Here is a 21323-nt window from a genome sequence, read left to right on the forward strand (position 1 = left end):
AATCATCTCGGCAATATTGACGTTTCTTGAATTTGCTCATCTATAGAAGAGTCAGAAGAAACTTCAGAAGAACTAGAAGAATCCACAGAACTGCTTGAATCCACAGTTTCACCAGAATTATTCGCACGAGCCATCAAGCGCTGCTCAATAGCAAGCTTTTTAGCTTTTTTAGTTTTAACTACAGCAATAACAAGGAAAATAATTACAATAATTAGCAAAAGAACAAAAGTAACAGTCACCATTTGAGCAATTACTAAAGAAGTATCGTCTTTTTTCTTATGTTTACGATTACGCTTACTACTATTATTTTTATTATCTTTTGAATAAGCTTCATCTGGCTCATTTATTCTATCGTCAGAATCATCTTCAGATTCATTCTCATCTGAATCCTCTTCACTTTCATTGTTATTTTGTGAAGAAGATTTTCCAGACGCGCTAGATGCAGCTAAAGCGTCTTGCGGATTAGTGTTTTCACCAACTGCAAAATTAAGCAAACGAGTATCACTTACCTTACGACCATTCTTTAATTTTCCTGAGAAAGTAAGCTTTACATGATACACACCAGGCTTAGAAAACACCCAATTAACATGCGTATGAGCATTAGTTTCAATCCAAGTATTTTGAGGATATCCTTTAGTGCTATCCCACAATTGTTGAGGATTATTATTCCCGTTTTCAAGATAAACATGCAATTTACCAGGACCACTAACGCCGTCAAGCGAAAGATTAGCTCCTCGATCAAGCTCGTTTAACACTCCACCTTCCTGAGTATTCCAACCAAGCCAAACAACATCTTGATTTTGCGTTTGAGGGATCACATAAAGCTTAGTTCCAGGCTTCTCACCAATAAACGCATAAGTAGAATCATCCGGCATAGGCACAATTGAGCTATTTCCTAAACGAAATACTACGTTTTCAGGATCTCTCCACACAGGGTCATCGCCTGTATCATCACGAATCTGAATTTTCCACTTTCCACCCGAAAGAGTTGGACCAAAATCAGCGTGCCCAGCTTGCATCATAACTGGCTGATTACTAGTAACAGCATGAGCTTCTTGGAAAAGAGGCGATGGCAACACGGACATCGAAATAATCATAAAAAGAATTGAAATAGCTGCTATGATTGATGTCATAACATAATGCTTTTTAGTATTCATAATTATCACCGTCTTTACGCTTTACAACTTGTTAATTTTTGATTATTTTGATTAACTTGTTAATTTTTGTTAATTCTTTGTTTTGCTATTTAATTGCTTTTCTTTAGTTTCTTACATCGCGCTTTACATTTTTGAACGCGTCATCGGCGCTTCAATTTAACTTTTTAGGGCGCTTACAGCCAAGATTGCAATTCCTATAAAACCTTCATCTTTGTCCTTATAAGATACATTCCCAATCCTGTTATTGTGCACAACCCAACTGAAGCTGTACCAGTAGCAACAGCTATAAATTTAGTTGCGTGACTTTCTGTATCACCATTAGAACCATATGAATCACTATCTTCCGAGCTTGACTCATACTCGTCTGAGTCAGATGAATTATTACTACCAGATTGACTTTCGTCACTATCAGCAAAATCATCACCTGAGCGCTTATGAGATTTACTATTCTTGTGCTTTGAATGTTTATAAGATTCCAAAGAAACTACTTTCTTTTTCTTATTCTTATGCGATTTTTTATAACTTCGATTCACAAGGCTTGCAAGAGTCTTCTTACCTTTAAGATTTTTTCCAAAACCTTTAAAGAAACGATTGGAATTATTGCCATTATTCGAAGAAATAAGTTGCACAGGATTATTACTAAAATGATTCGACTTATTTTGAGAATTCCGATTATTCCGGTTATTCTGATTATTTAAATTAAAGTCATTATCAAAATCTTCATCCTCATAATCTAATTCATCTAAATTATTATCGCCTTTGTGCTTTCTCTTATTATTTTTACGATTCCTATTGTTCTTTTTATTATATTTTTTACGATTGCGTTTCTTATTATGAGAATGCTCATCAGGATTTTCCTGTTGATTTTCATGATTATTTTCATGATTATTTTCTTTTTCAGAATTCTTCAAAAAAATTTGATAATCTGTAAAATCATTGAATTCTTCATTTCTGTACAATTCGCCATTTTCGAGAACAAGTGAAGATCTGATAATAGCTCCATCCATGCTTTTATCAATTTTCAAATTTAAGGTTTTACCTTCTTCTTTAGGTATGTACTTAAATTTTGTTTCTCCGTCTTTTTTAATAAGCCAAACATGCCTTTTTACTATAGAAGTAACTTGAACATCTGGATCTTGTTTTTTATCTTTAAGAACAGATACTCTAGGGCTATAAAGCACAGATTTAAGTTTTAAAGTATCTCCAACTTCAAGAGGCTTCATCTTACCAATTGCAGCAACTACAGGCCTTCCATCAGCACCATGATCATCTACTACAATTTTTACAGTATCTCTATCATCTCCAAAACCTAATCCCAACTCAAGTCCGCCACTTATCGTTGCATTAACAAGCATTCCATTTAATGCAGGCTCTGCTGGAATACTAAATGTTTCTTTAAGATCTGGATCTCTATCCCCTACTGGAAGATTGCTCTTAAAATCATATGAAAAATCAGGACCTTTTTCGTCTTCTCGAATATACGTCCAAGATGGCATCGTATCTTTTTTACCGCGTATTGATTTTGGCAAATACACAGAAAGAGTAACTTCTCCACCCGGCTCATACGAATGGTAATGCGGATGTGAACCAGTATTTCTCACGCCAACAATGCAAATATTGCTGTCATCATCCTTGCAATGAGTACTGCCAGACAACGATTCTTCAACAAATTTAGGATCTTTTGTTGGAGGAACGCGATTAGGATCCATCTGCAAAGTTTCTGTTTTACTTGAAACTGCATGTGTTTTATTAGCTTTTACTTCGAAAGTATACGTAGCATGCTTTGAAGTGAAAGTTTTGCCTGTTTTCTTATTTTTTACTATTGTGTAAGCACTAATTTTATAAGTTCCCGGCTTTGTAAAAACCCAATCAGCATGTTCATGGCCAACCATTGACTGATGTATAATGCCAGGCATTACGAATCGACTTCCAGATACACTTTCGTCATCTTTATCATGCGCTTCTAAAGATGACGCAAAAGTTTCATTATTATCATTTGTTTTTTGAGTCCAAGCAAGAACGCGTCCACCTTCAGGGCCAATAACTTTATCAATTACTATATCTGCACAGGCATCGCTAGTATCTTTAGCTCCTACAGAAAAACGAGAATTAGATGAATCCCAGCCAGGAAATACTTCGCTACTCTGCTTATTTCCCGAACCGTTCAAACGCCAATAGCCATCTGACGTATTAAAAGGTATATCTCCAGCATTTTTGTAAGGAAGATTTGAAGTATAAAATGACGAATCAGAAATAGTCATCGTCACATTTTTAGGAGAATAAATTACATTCCCATAGCTAAGACCCATTAACAGATCACTATTTGCGCTAGTTTGGAATGAATAAAAAGCGTCAACATGACCCGATTGAATTGCTGCTTTTTCTTCAGGAAGATACTGATCGCCCCTAACATCATCATTACCAACCCAAACATTCTGAGTATCATCAACATCAGCATATGCTAATACTGATGAGCCTAATCCAGATACGAGCATCGCAAATGCAAGAATGACTACGCTTGAAAAAGCAAACGCGCGCTTTAACGCAGCTTTCACTACATGAGCCATAATTATTATTTCACTCTCTACACTTAATATTCTTAGCTTTTATATACGCAATTTATTACGAATAAAGCAAAGATTTTTATAACGTTTATCCATAATAATAATGATTCTCATTAGTAGTCAAGCTGATTCGCATGGCGTGTCGCACAAAAAGGAAAACGAATAAAAAAACACATAGAAAAATAAAAATAATAAAATACAAAAACAGGGTTATTTCGAGTTACCCCCCCCCACAAAAAACAAAAATAAACAAACAAAAACGTCTGCAGAATAAGACTACAGACGTTAATTAAGCTATTGTTAAATTATAAATAAATAAAAACTAACCTTCCACAATGTCAGCATTAAGGCAAGTCTTAAAATGACGTAAAGCCCACTCGTGGCCCGTTGCATCGAAACTAGCAACAGCATCTTTATGAACAACGATTTTGAATCCAAGATTATAAGCATCCACAGCAGTATGCAACACGCAAATATCTGTGCAAACACCTACCAAATGCAACTCTTCAATATGACGTTCGCGCAATTTAATGAACAAATCAGTGCCATTAAACGCAGAATAGCGAGTTTTATGAATATAATACACGTTATTTTTATCTTTATTCTCCTCATAAAAATCACCAAGCGAACCATATAACTCTTGACCGTGCGTTCCAGCGATGTTATGAGGTGGGAAAATCTTGGTTTCAGGATGATATGGATCGTTCAAATGATGTGTATCAATTGCAAAAACAACAAACTCGCCAGAATCAGAAAATTCTTTCGAAATTTGAGTAATACGCTTTTCTAGCTTTTGAGCAGGCTCTCCAACAGTAAGTGAGCCATCGCTAGCTACGAAATCATTTGTGTAATCAATGTTAATAAGGGCTTTCTTCATACTAACTCCTTGTATGAAAGTTGCAAAACTAGTTGCAAATAACAAAGTTGCAAATAGCACGATTTCTTTATTTACAATATTCTATGATTTTATTTCAACTGATAGCCCAATTATCAACTCAATTGCTGGCTCAATTGTAATAAATAATATAAAAGCTCTCGACTAAGAGAGCTATTCGCTGGGGTACCTGGACTCGAACCAAGAATGGATGAACCAGAATCACCTGTGTTGCCAATTACACCATACCCCAATTGGCAGGCTTCGCGGCTATTAAGACCGTTCCGTCTTCGTACCCCCGACCGGATTTGAACCGGTGTTGGCGCCGTGAGAGGGCGTAGTCCTAGGCCGCTAGACGACGGGGGCTTTCATTTATATAAGCTACGCCTCTTGACGCAACAAATGACGAGTCTACAACATAACGCAACACTACGCAACAGCGGCGTGTCGAAAAAGCAAAAATAAAAAAGCAACAATAAAAAATAAAACAGTGCTTTGAATCCACTGAAACACAGTGAAACAAAGCACTGAAATAAAATAAATACGTGCGCAATGCAAAGAGCAATAAATCTTAGAAATAAATAAAAGAAATAAGTAAAGAAATAAATCTTACTTTATTTCAAAATAAACTTTATTTCAAAATAAACTCTTTACAAATACTCTTAAATCTTATTTACAAATGCTCACGCAAACCAGCTAAACGAGCTAAAGTCACATCCTTGCCAACGATTTCCATAGACTCAAAAAGTGGTGGAGAAACCCTGCGACCAGAAAGCGCTACTCGCACAGGTCCAAATGCAAGACGTGGCTTATAACCAGCTTCCTCAACAAGCTTTTTATTTAGCAACTCATGCAAAGAATCAGTATGCCAATCGGAAGAATCAACACACTTCAAGGAAGCGAGAGCCGCATCAAGGACCTCGCCAGCAGATTCCTTAAGCTGCTTACGAGCGTCATCATCTGGCTCAATGTAACCATCTTCACTTAGCAAGCTTGAAACCATACCAGCAACCTCACCAAGCAAACGAACGCGAGGCTGCACAAGAGGAGCAGCAGCGCTTAACACTTCACGTTCGCGATCAGTTAAAGCATCCCAATTATCTGCACTAACTACACCATCTTTGTATAAATATGGCACAGATCGATTCAAGAAATCTTGAGAATCAAGCATACGAATATGCTCAGCGTTAATGGAAATAGCTTTATCCAAATCAAAGTGTGCAGGATTTGCTTTCACATCTCTAACGTCAAACTTCTCAACCATTTCGTCCATAGTAAATACATCACGATCTGGAGCAATTGACCATCCAAGCAAAGCCAAATAATTAAGCAATCCTTCTGGAATAAAACCATTATCTCTATGCAAGAACAAGTTAGATTCAGGATCTCGCTTAGAAAGCTTCTTCTTACCTTCACCCATAACATAAGGCATATGACCATAAAGCGGCATTTCCTTAGCTATACCCATTTCCATAAGATAACGGTAAAGCACAATTTGGCGAGGAGTAGAACTTAAAATATCTTCTCCGCGCAAAATCACGTTTATATCCATTAACGCATCGTCAACAGGATTCGTAAGAGTATAAAGCGGATCACCGTTCGGGCGCACAATAACATAATCAGGAACAGATCCAGCCTTAAAAGTGATTTCACCACGAATTAAATCGTTAAAAGTAATGTCTTCATTCGGCATCTTTAAACGAAGAGCAGGCTTACGACCTTCTGCTCGGAAAGCTTGCTTCTGCTCTTCACTAAGATTACGATCATAGCCATCATAGCCAAATTCAGCAGGACGACCTGCAGCAATATTACGTTCCTTAATTTCTTCAGGAGTTGAGAATGATTCGTAAGCGTAACCAGCTTCAAAAAGCTTTTGCGCTACATCTTTATAAATTTCCATACGCTGTGATTGACGATATGGACCATCATTACCAGCTGCATCAATGCCCTCATCCCAATCAATATGAAGCCAACGGAGAGCATCTAAAATCTGCTGATAGCTTTCTTCACTATCACGCTCATTATCAGTATCTTCAATACGGAATAACAATGTACCATGAGTATGTCGCGCTTCAGCCCAATTAAACAGTGCAGTACGAACCATACCTACGTGAGGTGTACCTGTTGGAGAAGGGCAGAAACGAACACGCACATGCTCAGGCAATTGTGGCTTTTCGGATTTAGCTGCATTATTTGCAACGTTTTGAGTTTCCTCGATATCAGTCATAAGTTCCATTGTGCCCTGCATTGAGGACGTGCATAGCGCAAGCGCAGGCTTAGTACAACTTTCAACAAATGGCATGCATCGTAAGATTCGAAACTACTTAAAATATTACCTATTTAATCTAAAGCTTGAGTAGATTCTTTATTCCCTTCTATATGAGCAAACTTAGCTGCAAGAGCTTCACGAGATTTTCTATCATCTTCTTCTTTTGCAAGTTTTTTAGCAACTTCTGGATCCCAAAGCACATCTTCTCTATGCTTAGCCCACTCATCAATAAGAATAGGAGCAGCAAAATCAACTAACGTTGAAATATGTTCACTACTACGGACGCAATCAACAAGCTCAATCCATTGATTATCTTTGAACATCATTCGAGGTATTCCAACACACTCGCACACTTCGTTAATATATAAGAAAATAGGCAAAGTAGCGTCAATATCTTGTGTATCCGCTATTAGCGTTCTGAGAATACATAAAACAACAATTATTTTTTGCGATTCTGCGCAATCTTCATAATCACGCGCTTGTTGTTTTGCATATTCTATAGCATATTGCAAATCTTGAGAATTCCAATTTCCTTTTACTTGCAAGATATTAGCAACACTATTGATAGCATTGACATCTTCATCAATATGAGATTGAAGATTAAAGAAAATAGAATTTATTTCACTACTATTACTTTTATTATTTTCACGAATTCCTGCATCTGCATTACTTTCATGAATTCCTGCATCTGCATTTTCATAATTAGGCTCATAACAAGATTCCATTCCGTCATATGCATCAGCAACAGATAGCAGCGAATCAACTATTTCTTGAGGTCGTCCTGGAATTTCATCTGCACCCTCATATACAAATTCAGCATCCGGAACAGTAACATCAAGACCTGTAAGAATCCTAGAAATCATATGCATAGCTCGAACTTCGAGATTCTCAGCATACTTTGCATCATTATCTAAATAACGAGCTTCTACAAGCGGCCATAACGATTTTAATTCTAATGCACGTTGGGATGCGTCCTTAAGTAAATCTGATTTTTCACAATCCTGATTTTGAGAATTATGCATAATATAACGCTCCTTCGCATTATCACTTCAAATTACAAATACAAATTTTAATCTAAATTACTAAAATTTCGCACTTTTTTATATTATTTTTTATTTCTTTTTAGCACTTTTTACTGCTTTTTAGCACTTTTTATTTCACGTATTTTACTTCACTATTTCTCTATTTCGCTTTATTTCTCTATTTCGCAAACTTTTGAGGATCTACATACGAAATTGAAAGCACACGCATAGTTTCGCAATCATACGTGATTGAAGTAATAGACGCTAAAGCAGTTTTACGCAATAACATATTATGTTCTGGATGACCTGTTTCAAGCATGTGTCTGTAAGACCAAATTGGAGATTCATGAGTCACTGCAACAATTTGTTCTCCAGGGTGATTCTTAACTTGCTCGCGCGCAAAATCAGACACTCTTTTAGCTATACTTTTATAACTTTCTCCCCAACTTGGACGCCATAAATTCACAACAAGTTTCCAATTATTATTTTTCCACAATGCGCCTTCGCCAAATCCGATTCGCTTACCACGAAAATTATTTCCTGCTTCGATTAAACGATCATCTAATATAATGCTGCTTTGAAAAGATTTCACGCTATCTTTTACGTTATTAACTGAAACATACGCGCAATCAGGCATATTTAGCAACGCATTTTCTATTTCACGCGCTGTTTCACGAGTGCGATCTAGAGGAGAAGAATAAATTTTAGTAATACCACGAAACTGCACAGAATTAGCAATATAATTGCCTGTAACTCTAGCCATATTAAAGCCATGCTCAGAAAGATGAAATCCAGGAAGTCTTTCATACAATACATGATTCGGATTTTCAACTTCACCATGACGCACAAAATGAATTGTTGTAGATGTCATAATAATTATTCCCACCCTTTTGGAGTATTCTTCAAAGACCACATTCCTAATTTATGAGCAAAACTTGTATCTTCTTCAGCCACACCAGTATCGACATCTTTAGACTTTTGCGATTTAGTATCATCAAGAAGCCATTTGCGAATCACAAAATTCCATACAGCAACAACAACAGTTGCAACAAATTTTCCAATATTGGTTCTAAAGACATAAATCGTAGTTTTACACATAGATGCAGCCATTCCAAAAGTACTTGCCCAAATAATCACATCGTTTATAAGCAAACCAATAACTGCAGAAATAACAAAAATCAACAGCTCCATCCAACGAGCCATATCTTCGCGATGCTTAAAAACATATTTCATACTAGCAATGTAATTAAAAATAAGCGAAATAATAAATGAAATTGTTCCAGCAATCACATTGCTCACATTTACAAACATAAGCAAATTAAGTAAAGCAACATCAATAATCAGCGCAATAACGCCAACAATACCAAATTTCACAACTTGTTCAATAAGTTTCTTCATGTATTCCATTAAACACGCGGAGGCTAACAAAATACTATAATTATCTTGTATTACAAATTCATAAAGATAAAGGAAAGATTATGCCAGTCATTCATACTCACGTTTCAGTAAGCACAACTCAAGCACAACGCGAAGCATTAAAAGCAGCTTATGGAAAAGCCATCAGCGCAATTCCAGGAAAAAGCGAACATTGGCTTATGTGCCCATTCGAAGATAATATGCCAATTTACTTCGCAGGAGATAACTCTAAACCTGCTGCTTACATTGAAGTAAACGTTTTCGGATCTAGCGTACCAGGATCTGCTTGGGAAAAATTGACAGAGCAGATTATGGCAGCACTAAATCGCGAACTTGGAATTCCACAAGATCGCACATACATTCGCTACACTGCAACTAGCGACTGGGGCTGGAACGGAGGCAATTTCTGATACTAATACATACGCGAATTTTACACATTCACGTTGTTCTCATCAAAATCGTCATCACTCGCAACACTACCTTGAGCGCCAGGCGCAACAGAAGATTTCACAATTTCAGCCATAGCTTTATTATCATTTAGATAGCTGCACACTATACCTATAACAAAACCGAGTAAAGCAGGGAAAATCCACGCTAAGCCTTTATCGGAGAACGGCAACCATTCGCTAAATATTTTAAGAACAGGCTTGAGATTTATAGAAGTCTGTATCTTTTGTAAAGTATTGCAAAAATCATAAATTGCACCGATAAAAGTAAATCCAATAGTCCATGCAAAAACAATCCTACTGTCATTAAATAATCGACTACATAAAGATAGCAGGATAATAACAATTGCCAATGGATACAAGAACATTACAACAGGAACTGCATAATCAATAATTTTAGTCAGACCTAAGTTAGCGAGCGCAAACGATACAAGAGTAGACAAAATAGCCCAAACCAAGTAAGAAGGGCCTTTAGGAAAAAGCTTCGAGAAAGTTTCAGAAAAACTTGCTATTAAGCCAACTGCCGTTTTCAAACATGCGAGAGTAACAGTTGCAGCAAGCACATATAATCCAATTTGACCAAGGTAATATTCAGATACTTGAGCTAAAGTTATTCCACCATTTTTTGAAGGACTAAAAGTAATTCTGCTTTTCAAACCAACAGCAACGATAGCTATATAAATAACAGCCATAATAATACAACTAAATAAACCAGATCTAGCAGTATTTACAGCAACATCTTTAGAATCTTTTACGCCAAATTGACGCACAGTTTGTACAACAACAATGCCGAAAGCTAAGCTTGCCAAGGCATCCATTGTGTTATAACCATTTAAGAAACCAGTGAAAAATGACTGATTTAAATAATCCTGAGTAGGTGACGCATTTAAAGACGCACCACTAACAGGAGATAGCAATACAGTAAATACCAAAATTCCAAGGAAAACAAGAAAAATTGGAGTTAGAACTTTACCAATCCACGTAAGAATTCCACTCGGTTTCATTGCAAAGAAAAATGCTAAAGCAAAAAATACAGCAGAAAATGCTAACAAATATAACTGTGAATTATTGTCGTTAGGCACAATGCGTTCCAAGCCAACAGTATATGAAAGACTAGCGCATCTAGGAATTGCGAATAAAGGTCCAATAGTTAAATAAAGAAGACAAGTGAAGAATAATCCAAACCTTTTACCAGGCTTACTAGATAATTCAAATAATCCACTAACTCGACTCATAGCGAGAGCAGTAACGCCAAGTAGTGGCAATCCAACGCCCGTAATAATGAATCCTATAGCAGCTGGAACAGAATTTGTTCCTGCATTCGAACCGATAAACGCTGGGAAAATCAAATTTCCTGCGCCGAAGAACATGCCAAAAAGCATAACCGCCACATACGTGGATTCAATAATAGTCAAGTTCTTCTTTGTTGGAGCACTGTCTGTGCTGACACTTTGTGTTGTGACGCTCATGCTTACACCTCCTAATAGTGAAATTTTTGACACATATTATTTAATTCACAGCTAATTACAAAATCAGCGTTAAAAAATAATATTAGAGGTATCTTAATCATTCGCATGTACTTAGCAAATTAAACTCAGCAAATTAAACTCAACAAATTAAACTCAACAAATTAAACTCAACAAATTAAACTCAACAAATTAAAAATATAATTTTCAAAATAAAAAAGGCGCTAACATAAAAGTTAGCACCTTCAACTAAGAGAAAAACTAATCAAATATACCTAAACTAAATATAAAACGCTAAATCACATCTTTTCTGGAGCACAAACTCCTAACAAATCAAGACCTTCAGCTATTACAATACGAACTGCTTCATTAAGCTTTAAGCGAGCTGCAGCGCGAGCAGGCTCAGGACACTTTGCAATTCGAACTGCTTCGCGCTCTTCTTCTGGCAAACGATTTTCTGAATCAGTTAATTCCATTGGAACTACTCGCTCAAGGTTGTACCACTTGTGATAGCTTGCAGCCAAATCCTCAAGATAATGCGCAACTCTATGAGGAGCACGCATATCTCCAGCTTGAGCAAGAGATGCAGGCCATTGAGCCAAAGCAGCTAAAACTTCACCATCTGCATCAGTATTAAGCAAGCTCAAATCAGCACCATCTTGTGAAATTTGCGCATCTTTTGCATTTCGCGCAACATTACAACTACGAGCATGTGCATATTGCACGTAATACACAGGATTGTCGTTACTATGCGAAGCAAGCAAGTCTAAATCAATATCAACACTAGTGTTGTAATCCGTGCGAGCTAGAGAATAGCGAGAAGCATCAACACCAATAGCATCAACCAAGTCGTCAATCGTAATAACGTTTCCAGCGCGCTTACTCATGCGAACAGGCTTGCCGTCTTTCATAACGTTTACAAGCTGACCAATAAGAATTTGCATATTTTCGCCAGGATTATCGCCAAAAGCTGCACACATAGCCATCATTCGACCAATGTAACCATGATGATCTGCACCAAGCATGTAAATTGCAACATCTGCAGGATTCTTTTCGCGATTACGCTTGTTGCGATAGTACGCTATATCTGCAGCAAAATAAGCATAGTTTCCATCAGACTTTATAATCACACGATCCTTGTCGTCACCATGCTTAGTGGATTCAAACCATGTTGCTCCGTCTTTTTCAAAAATGTCTCCACGCTCACGCAAATCTGCAATAGCACGCTCAACTTCACCATCTTCATACAAGCTATTTTCATGGAACCAAACATCGAATTTCACACGAAAATCTCGCATAGATTTACGGATTTCATCAAACATCATTGGGACTGCACGCTTGCGGAATTCTTCTCTTTGTTCTGAATCACCTTCACCAAGTGGCAGACCTTCCGCGTCTTTTCCAAGATCAATTCGAGGTAAGGAAAGAACATCAACACCATCTGCGTTAGCTTCTTTTATAACAGCATCAGCAATTTCGTTAATATATGCGCCCTTGTATCCATCTGCAGGAGTTTCTTCACCGTGAGCAGCTGCAACAAGCGACTTTGCAAATCTATTTATTTGCTCACCATGATCGTTAAAGTAATATTCGCGTACAACTTTTGCGCCATTCGCTTGCAATACTCGAGCCATAGAATCACCCACAGCTGCCCAACGAGTTCCACCAATATGAATTGGACCAGTTGGATTTGCAGAAACAAACTCAAGATTCAAAGTTTTTCCACTCAAATGAGTGTTCTTACCAAAATTAGAACCTTGCTTTAATACTTCATCAACAATTGCTGCAGCGGAAGCTGAATCAAGAGTTATGTTAATAAATCCTGGACCTGCAACTTCTACGGATGCAATACCTTGCGCTTTAGTTAAACGCTGCGCAAAAAGCTCAGCCAAATCACGAGGCTTCATACCAGCTTTTTTAGCAAGTTGCATAGCAACATTCGTAGCCCAATCACCATGAGCACGATCTTTTGGACGCATAACTGCAAGACTGTTTGCATCAGGAATTAAATCTTGTGTTAAATTACCTGCAACACCATTTGCTACTAAATCTTTAGCAATTTTTTCAATAAGTTCACTTAAGCTTTCTGGATTCATGGTTTACAGTCTATCGTTACCATGCGATGCTTCGTGATTACAGTGTATTGGATTGCATTATTCTACATATAGTGTAATATATGTTTTACATGTTTTACAATGGAGATTAAAAATGGTCGCAACAATTACAGGATTAAGAGTACCCTCTAACGTTTTAGATCGTTATGATCAGCTCGCTAAAACCACTCACCGCACTCGTTCATTTTACATGAATCAAGCGCTAGAGGCTCAAATCGATGAACTTGAACATGAATATGGACTAATGGCAGATATTGAAGCATACAAACGTGGAGAATTAGAAACATCTCCACTCGATGATGTGGTGAAGCGCCTTGATTTGGAAGAAAATAAGTGATTATGCTTAAGTATTTAAATACACAAAAAGCGCTGGAGTCGAAGATTAGCTTCCAGCGCTTTTGTTTTGCAATTAATTATTTTCGATTATTTGCGACTACTTGCGATTACTTCTTTTTTGCAGGAGGTTCACCAAGTTCGCTTTGAGCAACAGAAACGTTTACGTTAGATGCATCAGATTCTGCAGAATTTTCAGCAGATTCAGTATCAGCAGCAACTGCAGCCTTAACAGCATCAAGCTTTACTTCTCCAGTAACGCGTCCCGCTTCCGCAACGTCATCCAAAGTGTCTTCAACAGCCTTGTAAGCATTTTCTGCAACATTCAAAGTTACTCTCAAAATAGGAGTCTTCATAGAAACTTTTGCTTCGGACTTAATCTTGCGCAAAGCAGCCAAAGCTTCACCTGCATAAGCCAAAGTGTCTGCAGAAACTCCGTTTGCAGCTTTCTCATAAGCATCAGCACACGGCCAGCTAGCGCGATGTACTGAGCCTTCGCCGTCATGCATCCAGCTCCACACTTCCTCAGTAGCATAAGGCAAGTAAGGAGCAAACAAGCGAGCCAAAGCGTCAAGTGCAAGACCAAGAGTTGTTCGAGCAGATTTTATAGCAGATTCACTTGGAACTCGTCCTGTAGATTCTGCAGTTCCATATGCGCGATTCTTTGCAAGCTCAATATAATCGTCACAGAACTCCCAGAAGAAGGTTTCAATCGCCTCTAAAGCCTTTGAATGCTCATAAGATTCAAGCGCGTCAGTTGACGTGCGAATAACTTCAGCAAGCTTTGCCATCACAGAGCGATCCAAAGTTTCAGTAACATCAGCAAAATTCCAGTCCGCGTTAGCAGACTCGAGAACCTGATGCTCATCATCTTCTCGACCAATCGCGAGCGCAAACTTAGTTGCATTCAAAAGCTTAATCGCCAGGCGTCTGCCAATCTTCATTTGACCTTCGTCATAAGTTGCATCCAAACCTAACTTCGCAGAAGTTGCCCAATATCGCACAGCATCTGCACCAAACTCTTCAATTGGCTTATTTGGCACAACAACGTTGCCTTTAGATTTAGACATCTTCTTGTGATCAGGATCTAGAATCCAACCAGAAAGCGCAGCATGTTTGAAAGGTAGGCAACCATTTTCAAGATGAGCACGATCAACAGTACTAAACAGCCATGTACGAATGATATCTTGACCTTGTGGACGCAAATCCATTGGGAAAGTCGCATTAAACAAAGCCTGATTTTCTTCGCCTGGCTCCTGCCAATGAGTCACAATTTGTGGAGTTAAGGAAGATGTAGCCCAAGTATCCATAATGTCTTGCTCAGCAGTAAAACCATTCGGCTGATCACGCTGAGATTCATCAAATCCTTCAGGAACATCAATAGTTGGATCAATTGGCAAACGATCTTCTGAAGGAGTCAAAGGATTAGCATAATCCACTTCCCCATTCTCGTTTATTGGATACCAAAGAGGGAACGGCACACCAAAGAAACGCTGACGAGAAATAAGCCAGTCGCCGTTCAAACCATGAACCCAATTCTCGTAGCGAACGCGCATAAAATCTGGATGGAAGTTAAGTTCCTTACCGCGCTCAATAAGCTCCGCGTTCAGCTTTTCGTCTGTTCCACCATTCTTTAAGTACCACTGACGAGAAGTGACGATTTCCAAAGGCTTATCGCCCTTTTCATAGAAGTTCGTCATACGCTTTGTTGGCTTTGGATCGCCTTCCATATCTCCAGCTGCTTGCAAAGCTTCAACAACTTCCTTGCGAGCAGAGAATGTGGTTTTGCCAGCGATCTTCTCGAACATTTCACGACCAGATTCGTCTGTAATCCAGTCAGGAGCCGTCATCACAATGCGACCATTGCGCTGAATAATAGGACGAGTTGGCAGATCCAAGTCACGCCACCACTCAACGTCAGTCACGTCACCAAAAGTGCAGCACATTGCAATGCCAGCACCCTTGTCCATTTGAGCAGCAGAATGCGCCAAAATTGGCACTTTCACTTTAAATAATGGTGAGTAAACTTCTTGACCAAAATATTTCTTATATCGCTCGTCATCTGGATTTGCAATCAAAGAAGTACAAGCAGCAAGCAATTCTGGACGCGTAGTTTCAATATAAATCGGAGTGCCATCTTCAAAGCGGAATGCAATCTTATGATAAAAACCTGGATACTCTCGTGATTCAAGCTCAGCTTGTGCAACTGCAGTCTGGAAAGTAACATCCCACAATCCTGGAGCATCTTTCTGATACGCTTCTCCACGAGCAAGATTGCGCAAGAATGCTTTTTGTGCAACTCTGCGAGGATGCTCTCCAATTGTGTGATAAGTTTGAGACCAATCAACAGAAAGACCAAGCCTACGCCATAAAGCTTCAAATAACTTTTCATCTTGAGAAGTTAAACGTTCACAAAGCTCAATAAAGTTTTGTCTACTTACAGGCACTTGATCTTTTGCATCAATCTTCTTGCCTTCAGTTCCTTCAAATGGCGGCTTAAAATCTGGATCATACTTTAACGATGTATCAACTCGCACACCATAATAATTTTGCACTCTACGCTCAGTTGGAAGACCGTTATCGTCCCAACCCATTGGGTAGAACACGTCAAAGCCTTTCATTCGCTTATAACGCGCAATCACGTCTGTATGCGTATATGAAAACACGTGACCTACATGCAAGTGGCCGCTTACAGTTGGAGGTGGGGTATCAATAGAATATACGGCCTTACGGTCGCGAGAATTATGAAATGCGTAAGTTTTGGCTTCTTCCCAATTGTTACGCCACTTATCTTCAAGACCATCAACGCCAACTTTATTAGGCAAAGGCGTTAAATGTGCATGTTTTACTACGTTATTAACCTGTTCGCTCATGAACTGAATATTAGAAACTCAGCGCGACAACACGTGAAAAACAAAATTTAATTAAGTCTATTTTTCATTCAAATCGCGCAAAGGAAGTAACTGATCCGTCATATTTTTAGGATATCCTTCAATATTTGATTTCACAGCAACAACACTATTTTTCGCATACAACCACTTAATAGGCGCATTTTCACTAAGATTTCTAGCATATTTCTTTATATTTGCTAAATATCCCGCAACATTAGGCGAACTAATAGCATTAGAGTACGCTTCTTGCGAATCATGCTTTTGGAACAAATAAGGCGAATCAATCCTCACAAACGTATCAATATCTAAAGTATGGTTTATAGACGATAACGCCATATCGTATTTGTGATCGCGAATACGATTTTCGATTTCACTCTGATCCAAAATTTGCAAGTCTACTTTTGCACGAGCACCAGAAGACACAGCATCAGCAATTTTTTTACCAAGATCAACTTTATTCTTGGGAACAAGCAAAACCATAGTTCTGTAATATCTAGGATAGAAATAACTAAAATGTTTTCTAGCTTGAACTTTATCGAATGGTAATACATTAGTTAAATCTTCATAACCAGGAGAAAGTGGGTCAATAGGACCTCCGACTTGAACTCCGCCATTCGCATCAGCATCAATAGCCCATTTAGAATCAATTGCATAACTTGCAGCAATACGAATCCAATTTTCATTAAAAACAGAATGTATATCGTTATTAAATGCAACAATCTGAACACGCGTGCTCTTACCTTTTACTAACGAAACTTGAGGAAGTGTTGATAGACGATTATTGTCAGCACCATCTAAAGGAATAGCCATCTGAATACTTCCGCTAGACATAGCATTAGTTAGAGAAGCATCATCCTTAAAATATTTCAAAATAATTCCACCTAATTTTGCGCGAGTACCCCAATACTTATTATTGCAACGCAAAACTAGAGAATCATCTTTTTTATAACTACTTACAACAAAAGGACCGCTGCCAAGCGCATTATTCGAATAATTTATAAGAGCACCTGTGTCATACACTATCCCAGCTCGTCCAGCTAGTCGTCTTAAAAGCAATGGATCCGGAGAATTTAACTCAATTTTCAAAGTGTATGCATCTGTATTATCAATAAGTTTAACATTTTCTAAAGCTTCATATCCAGGATATCTGCTAGTTATACCTTGCTTTAATGATTGCAAAACTGCCTTGGAGTCTAAAACAACACCATTAGAAAAAGTAACTCCATGACGCAAGTTAAACGTATATTTCAAGCCATCCGCTGAAACACTCCAAGATTTAGCTAATCCAGGTTTTAATTCATTATTTTCATCGCGATTAACTAATGTTTCATAAACATTCTCTAATAAAGCTTGTTGTAATTCATCACTATTATCATTACGAATATCTAAAGATTTTGGAGCTGTACGCAAACCTATGGTAACTGTTTTCCCGTCAATAGGCATAAACGAATCTATAGAAGATGGAATAATAGGTCTTCCGTTCATGACTTGCCAACCAAACCACATAAGAGCTAGCAAAATCAAAGAAACTAAAGAAAAAACAACCCACGGAATCCACATACGCCTACGTCTATGCCTACGAACTCGTGAATAAGCAACCATTTTTGACATACAGAACATTCTATACCAAATACAAAAATGAAACTAACTTTAGAATAGCTAATATTTAAATTATAAAAATTTACTATTAAATAATGTAAAACAATAAAATATTAAGATATTTCAGTTGTAAATTTATATTATTTAGCAATTTATCAGACTTTAATACTCACTCAGCATTTTGCAATATCTGAATTTTTGCAAGAAATCATACCAAATTAGCAAACTCGAGAAGTATTTCAAGCATGCAGTAAGAACATACGAAAACGCATACGAAAAGCACATACGTAGCAATTTATAAGCTCACCATTTTGCGCTAGGACAAGTAAATCTCAGAGGACATTCAAAACAGTGAGGATTACGCGCTGTACACACTGTTCTTCCATGCAAAATCAATCTATGTGAAACATTAGTCCATTCTTCAGGCGAGAAAAATGAAGTTATTTCACTCTCAATCTTTACTGGATTTACTTTAGAACTATTCCAATCTTTACGCCAATGCAATCTACCTGTAACTCTTATAACGTGAGTATCTACAGGAAATCCCGGAATACCAAACGCATTACCTAGAACAACATTTGCAGTTTTTCTACCGACTCCAGACAAAGACGTTAATTCTTTCATAGTATTTGGTACAACACCATTATATTTTTCTACTAATTGCATAGAAAGCGTAATAATATGTTGAGCTTTTACTCTATAAAAACCTAAAGAATGAATCAAATACTCCACTTTGCTAATCGAAGCTTTAGATAAAGAAAAAGCATCTGGAAATTCAGAAAACAAGTTTTTCGTAACTAAATTAACACGTTTATCTGTTGTTTGCGCACTTAAAACAGTTGCCACTAACAACTCGAAAGGATTCTTAAAATTCAATGCGCATTTAGGATACGGGATCTGTTCACACAGCAAAGCATATTCTTTATGAACGCGTTCATAAAGAGTTAAATTTTTTGCATAATCATCAGATAATTTGGATTCATTAGATTCATTAGGCTCAGTAGATTCGAAAGATTCACAAAACTCAGTAGATTCAGCAGATTTAAGCAACACAACAACTTCTTAGAAAATCAAACTTAGAAAATCAAACTTAATTTTCTCTTGCAGCTCTTGCAGCAATCCTAGAAACCATTGTGGATCTTCTATGAGCAGAAGATATTTCTTTTAATTCAGCAATCGCAGCTTCATCTATAGTATCGTCATCTAAATCATCTGAATCAGAAGAATCAATTGAAGAACCGCTAGCAGATCCTATTACAGAATCACTCATGCGAGAACTAGATACAACTAAATCCTCATCGCTGCCGTCAATATCAACAACAGCATCTTCAGGCGGATCAAATCTATAACCAACGTTTCTAACTGTACCAATCACGTGTTCATACTCGCCGCCTAGCTTTGCACGAAGACGGCGAATATGCACGTCAACAGTGCGCGTGCCACCGTAATAGTCATACCCCCAAACCTCTTGCAATAAGTGCGCTCGAGTAAATACACGGCGAGGATGCTGTACAAAATATTTAAGAAGTTCAAACTCTTTATAAGCCAAATCTATAGGTTGACCATGCAAAGTCACTGTGTAACCGCGAGTATCAACAACTAGCTCTCCAGCGTATATACAACCATCTCCAGAAATTTCAATATCTTCTGAAGACGATTCTTCTTTTATTGCTGCAGATTCCATAAAACGACTACGCTGTGCTACAAGTCGCAAACGACCTTCAACTTCTGCAGGAGAAGCACCTGTAAGAACTACATCTGCTACTCCCCAAGTAGCATTAACTACAGTGAATCCGCCTTCTGTCAAAATAAGAATAATTGGAGCTTTAACGCCAGAAACATGCAACAAATTGCATAAAGACTTCGCAGTAGCTAAATCATCTCTAGCGTCCATCAGAAGCACGGTTTGCTCAGGAATCCTAACGAAACTGGAAGAATCAAGAGGAAGTACTCGGACGCGATGAGAAAGCAAAGTGAGAGAAGGAAGCACCATGGCAGGCGAGACACAAGAAGTCATCAAAGTGATGTCTGTCATACACACCTCCAAAACCAAAAGGCTTACGCGCAAATCGCACTTACTAGAAGTGTAGCCCATAAGCGCGAAGATTACATAATTTTAGGATTACAGACAGTATTTTAACAAGTAAAATCATAAAACATAGGAAATTAAGGAAATTAAAATAGAAATATATAAAATTAAAAACAAAATAACATCAAATATCACAATAGATATATGCTATATATAATAAATATGTAGATTCCGCATAGAATTTCACGATTCATAAGAAGATAACTACACGTATATACGTCCTTCGAAGCCACAGGAGTGAGAATGAGTAGAACCACAAACGCGAAGAAAACAGCGAATGCGTATATAACAATTGCATTCACTCAAATTCTCACAGTGGCATTCATGTTTATAGCTGCAATCCTCCCATTCTCAACATTAACGTTAAAAGCATCAATATTAGTATGCTCACTTATATTGCTTGTTTTCTTTACACTGTGGCCTTTGCGCGGCGGAAAAACAGATTGCATAATAGCTCTTTTTGCTGGAATATCATCTATTTGGTGTGCATCACTTTCTTTAAGTGGAATGCTCCCTAGTAGCGTTATAGACAGTGAATCATCTGTTATTATGAACAAATTCATTGCAGCAATGCGCCCTTATGAAAGATGGGCTGTATCGTTTGCTCTTATACTTGTAACAGCTACTTTTGTAAGTTTCACTAGACAAATGCTAAGAAAAAAGCGCACAAATCTCGTACGAAATCTTTCACATACTCTTACAGCATGCGTTGCAACAGCAGCACTTCCAGGATGGCTTTTCTTACCTTCAATAATACGATTCATGCCATCTTTAAGAAATGTAATAGGCGGATACATAGTTACAGCTATTTGCATTTTTGGAATAATAGTATTTTCCGCAATGGCTTATATATGGCACAAAAACGAACAATACAATTCGAATTGCATAAAGCCAGAAGTAGGTATGGCTTTATTACCAATCATGCTTTCAGGAATGCTTATTTACGCAGCAGGATTAGGGATGCTATTAGTTGCATAAGAACATAAGAATAAGTGATGAAACAAATTAAGAATAAGTAATGCAACAAAAAGCAAATATAAAAGCAACTCACTAAATCAACTTAAAAAAAAATTTAAGACTATA

15 protein-coding genes, 2 tRNA genes and 1 pseudogene are annotated in these 21323 nt (G+C 37.6%); 3 read left to right on the top strand and 15 right to left on the bottom strand.

Annotated elements, in window-relative coordinates; all coding sequences use genetic code 11:
* Positions 1–2: 2 nt before the first annotated feature.
* The 9 genes from HXT27_RS01465 to HXT27_RS01505 form a co-directional block, all read right to left on the bottom strand.
* Entirely contained in the window at positions 3–1157 is a 1155-nt protein-coding gene (locus HXT27_RS01465; RefSeq protein WP_103043534.1) for a choice-of-anchor M domain-containing protein, read from the bottom strand.
* Positions 1158–1351: 194 nt separating this feature from the next.
* Positions 1352–3724 (bottom strand): choice-of-anchor M domain-containing protein, encoded by a 2373-nt coding sequence (locus HXT27_RS01470; protein WP_103043432.1) that lies wholly within the window; start codon positions 3722–3724, stop codon positions 1352–1354.
* A gap of 319 nt (positions 3725–4043) precedes the next feature.
* A complete protein-coding gene (locus HXT27_RS01475; RefSeq protein ID WP_422113180.1) occupies positions 4044–4598 on the bottom strand; it encodes a cysteine hydrolase family protein in 555 nt (184 codons plus the stop codon).
* Positions 4599–4776: 178 nt separating this feature from the next.
* Positions 4777–4848 (bottom strand) — tRNA-Gln (locus HXT27_RS01480).
* Between the two features lie 40 nt (positions 4849–4888).
* A tRNA-Glu gene (locus HXT27_RS01485) sits at positions 4889–4961 on the bottom strand.
* 307 nt (positions 4962–5268) lie between these two features.
* A complete protein-coding gene (gltX, locus tag HXT27_RS01490; RefSeq protein ID WP_075523926.1) occupies positions 5269–6831 on the bottom strand; it encodes a glutamate--tRNA ligase in 1563 nt (520 codons plus the stop codon).
* 104 nt (positions 6832–6935) lie between these two features.
* Positions 6936–7886: a hypothetical protein gene (locus HXT27_RS01495; protein WP_103043430.1), complete on the bottom strand. Its 951-nt coding sequence runs from the start codon at positions 7884–7886 to the stop codon at positions 6936–6938.
* 178 nt (positions 7887–8064) lie between these two features.
* A complete protein-coding gene (locus HXT27_RS01500; protein WP_103043429.1) occupies positions 8065–8757 on the bottom strand; it encodes a histidine phosphatase family protein in 693 nt (230 codons plus the stop codon).
* Positions 8758–8762: 5 nt separating this feature from the next.
* The gene (locus HXT27_RS01505) at positions 8763–9284 is read right to left on the bottom strand and encodes a GtrA family protein (protein WP_103043428.1); all 522 of its coding nucleotides are present in this window, start codon (positions 9282–9284) and stop codon (positions 8763–8765) included.
* An 80-nt stretch (positions 9285–9364) separates the two neighbouring features.
* On the opposite strand from HXT27_RS01505, the gene HXT27_RS01510 reads away from it, so the two are divergent.
* Entirely contained in the window at positions 9365–9712 is a 348-nt protein-coding gene (locus HXT27_RS01510; RefSeq protein WP_103043427.1) for a phenylpyruvate tautomerase MIF-related protein, read from the top strand.
* A 20-nt stretch (positions 9713–9732) separates the two neighbouring features.
* Here the strand turns inward: HXT27_RS01510 and brnQ are convergent, their stop codons facing one another.
* Together brnQ and argS are read right to left on the bottom strand one after the other, a co-directional pair.
* Positions 9733–11217, bottom strand: coding sequence for a branched-chain amino acid transport system II carrier protein (brnQ, locus tag HXT27_RS01515; protein ID WP_296156697.1), 1485 nt, complete (start codon positions 11215–11217; stop codon positions 9733–9735).
* A 296-nt stretch (positions 11218–11513) separates the two neighbouring features.
* Positions 11514–13310: an arginine--tRNA ligase gene (gene argS, locus HXT27_RS01520; RefSeq protein ID WP_103043425.1), complete on the bottom strand. Its 1797-nt coding sequence runs from the start codon at positions 13308–13310 to the stop codon at positions 11514–11516.
* A 112-nt stretch (positions 13311–13422) separates the two neighbouring features.
* On the opposite strand from argS, the gene relB reads away from it, so the two are divergent.
* Entirely contained in the window at positions 13423–13665 is a 243-nt protein-coding gene (gene relB, locus HXT27_RS01525; RefSeq protein ID WP_075523830.1) for a type II toxin-antitoxin system RelB family antitoxin, read from the top strand.
* Between the two features lie 106 nt (positions 13666–13771).
* Here the strand turns inward: relB and valS are convergent, their stop codons facing one another.
* The 4 genes and pseudogenes from valS to HXT27_RS01545 form a co-directional block, all read right to left on the bottom strand.
* On the bottom strand, positions 13772–16534 hold the full coding sequence (valS, locus tag HXT27_RS01530) for a valine--tRNA ligase (protein WP_422113181.1): 2763 nt from the start codon (positions 16532–16534) through the stop codon (positions 13772–13774).
* Positions 16535–16591: 57 nt separating this feature from the next.
* Complete coding sequence (locus HXT27_RS01535; RefSeq protein ID WP_103043533.1) at positions 16592–18154, bottom strand: ABC transporter substrate-binding protein; 1563 nt, start codon at positions 18152–18154, stop codon at positions 16592–16594.
* A gap of 300 nt (positions 18155–18454) precedes the next feature.
* Positions 18455–19063, bottom strand: coding sequence for an endonuclease III (nth, locus tag HXT27_RS01540; RefSeq protein ID WP_233186154.1), 609 nt, complete (start codon positions 19061–19063; stop codon positions 18455–18457).
* 415 nt (positions 19064–19478) lie between these two features.
* Positions 19479–20186: pseudogene (locus tag HXT27_RS01545) on the bottom strand (winged helix-turn-helix transcriptional regulator); the annotation flags it as partial.
* A 297-nt stretch (positions 20187–20483) separates the two neighbouring features.
* On the opposite strand from HXT27_RS01545, the gene HXT27_RS01550 reads away from it, so the two are divergent.
* On the top strand, positions 20484–21218 hold the full coding sequence (locus HXT27_RS01550; protein WP_103043422.1) for a beta-carotene 15,15'-monooxygenase: 735 nt from the start codon (positions 20484–20486) through the stop codon (positions 21216–21218).
* Positions 21219–21323 lie beyond the last annotated feature (105 nt).

Origin of the sequence: Gardnerella bivia (assembly GCF_049262715.1) — a bacterium.
Taxonomy (GTDB): domain Bacteria; phylum Actinomycetota; class Actinomycetes; order Actinomycetales; family Bifidobacteriaceae; genus Bifidobacterium; species Bifidobacterium vaginale_A.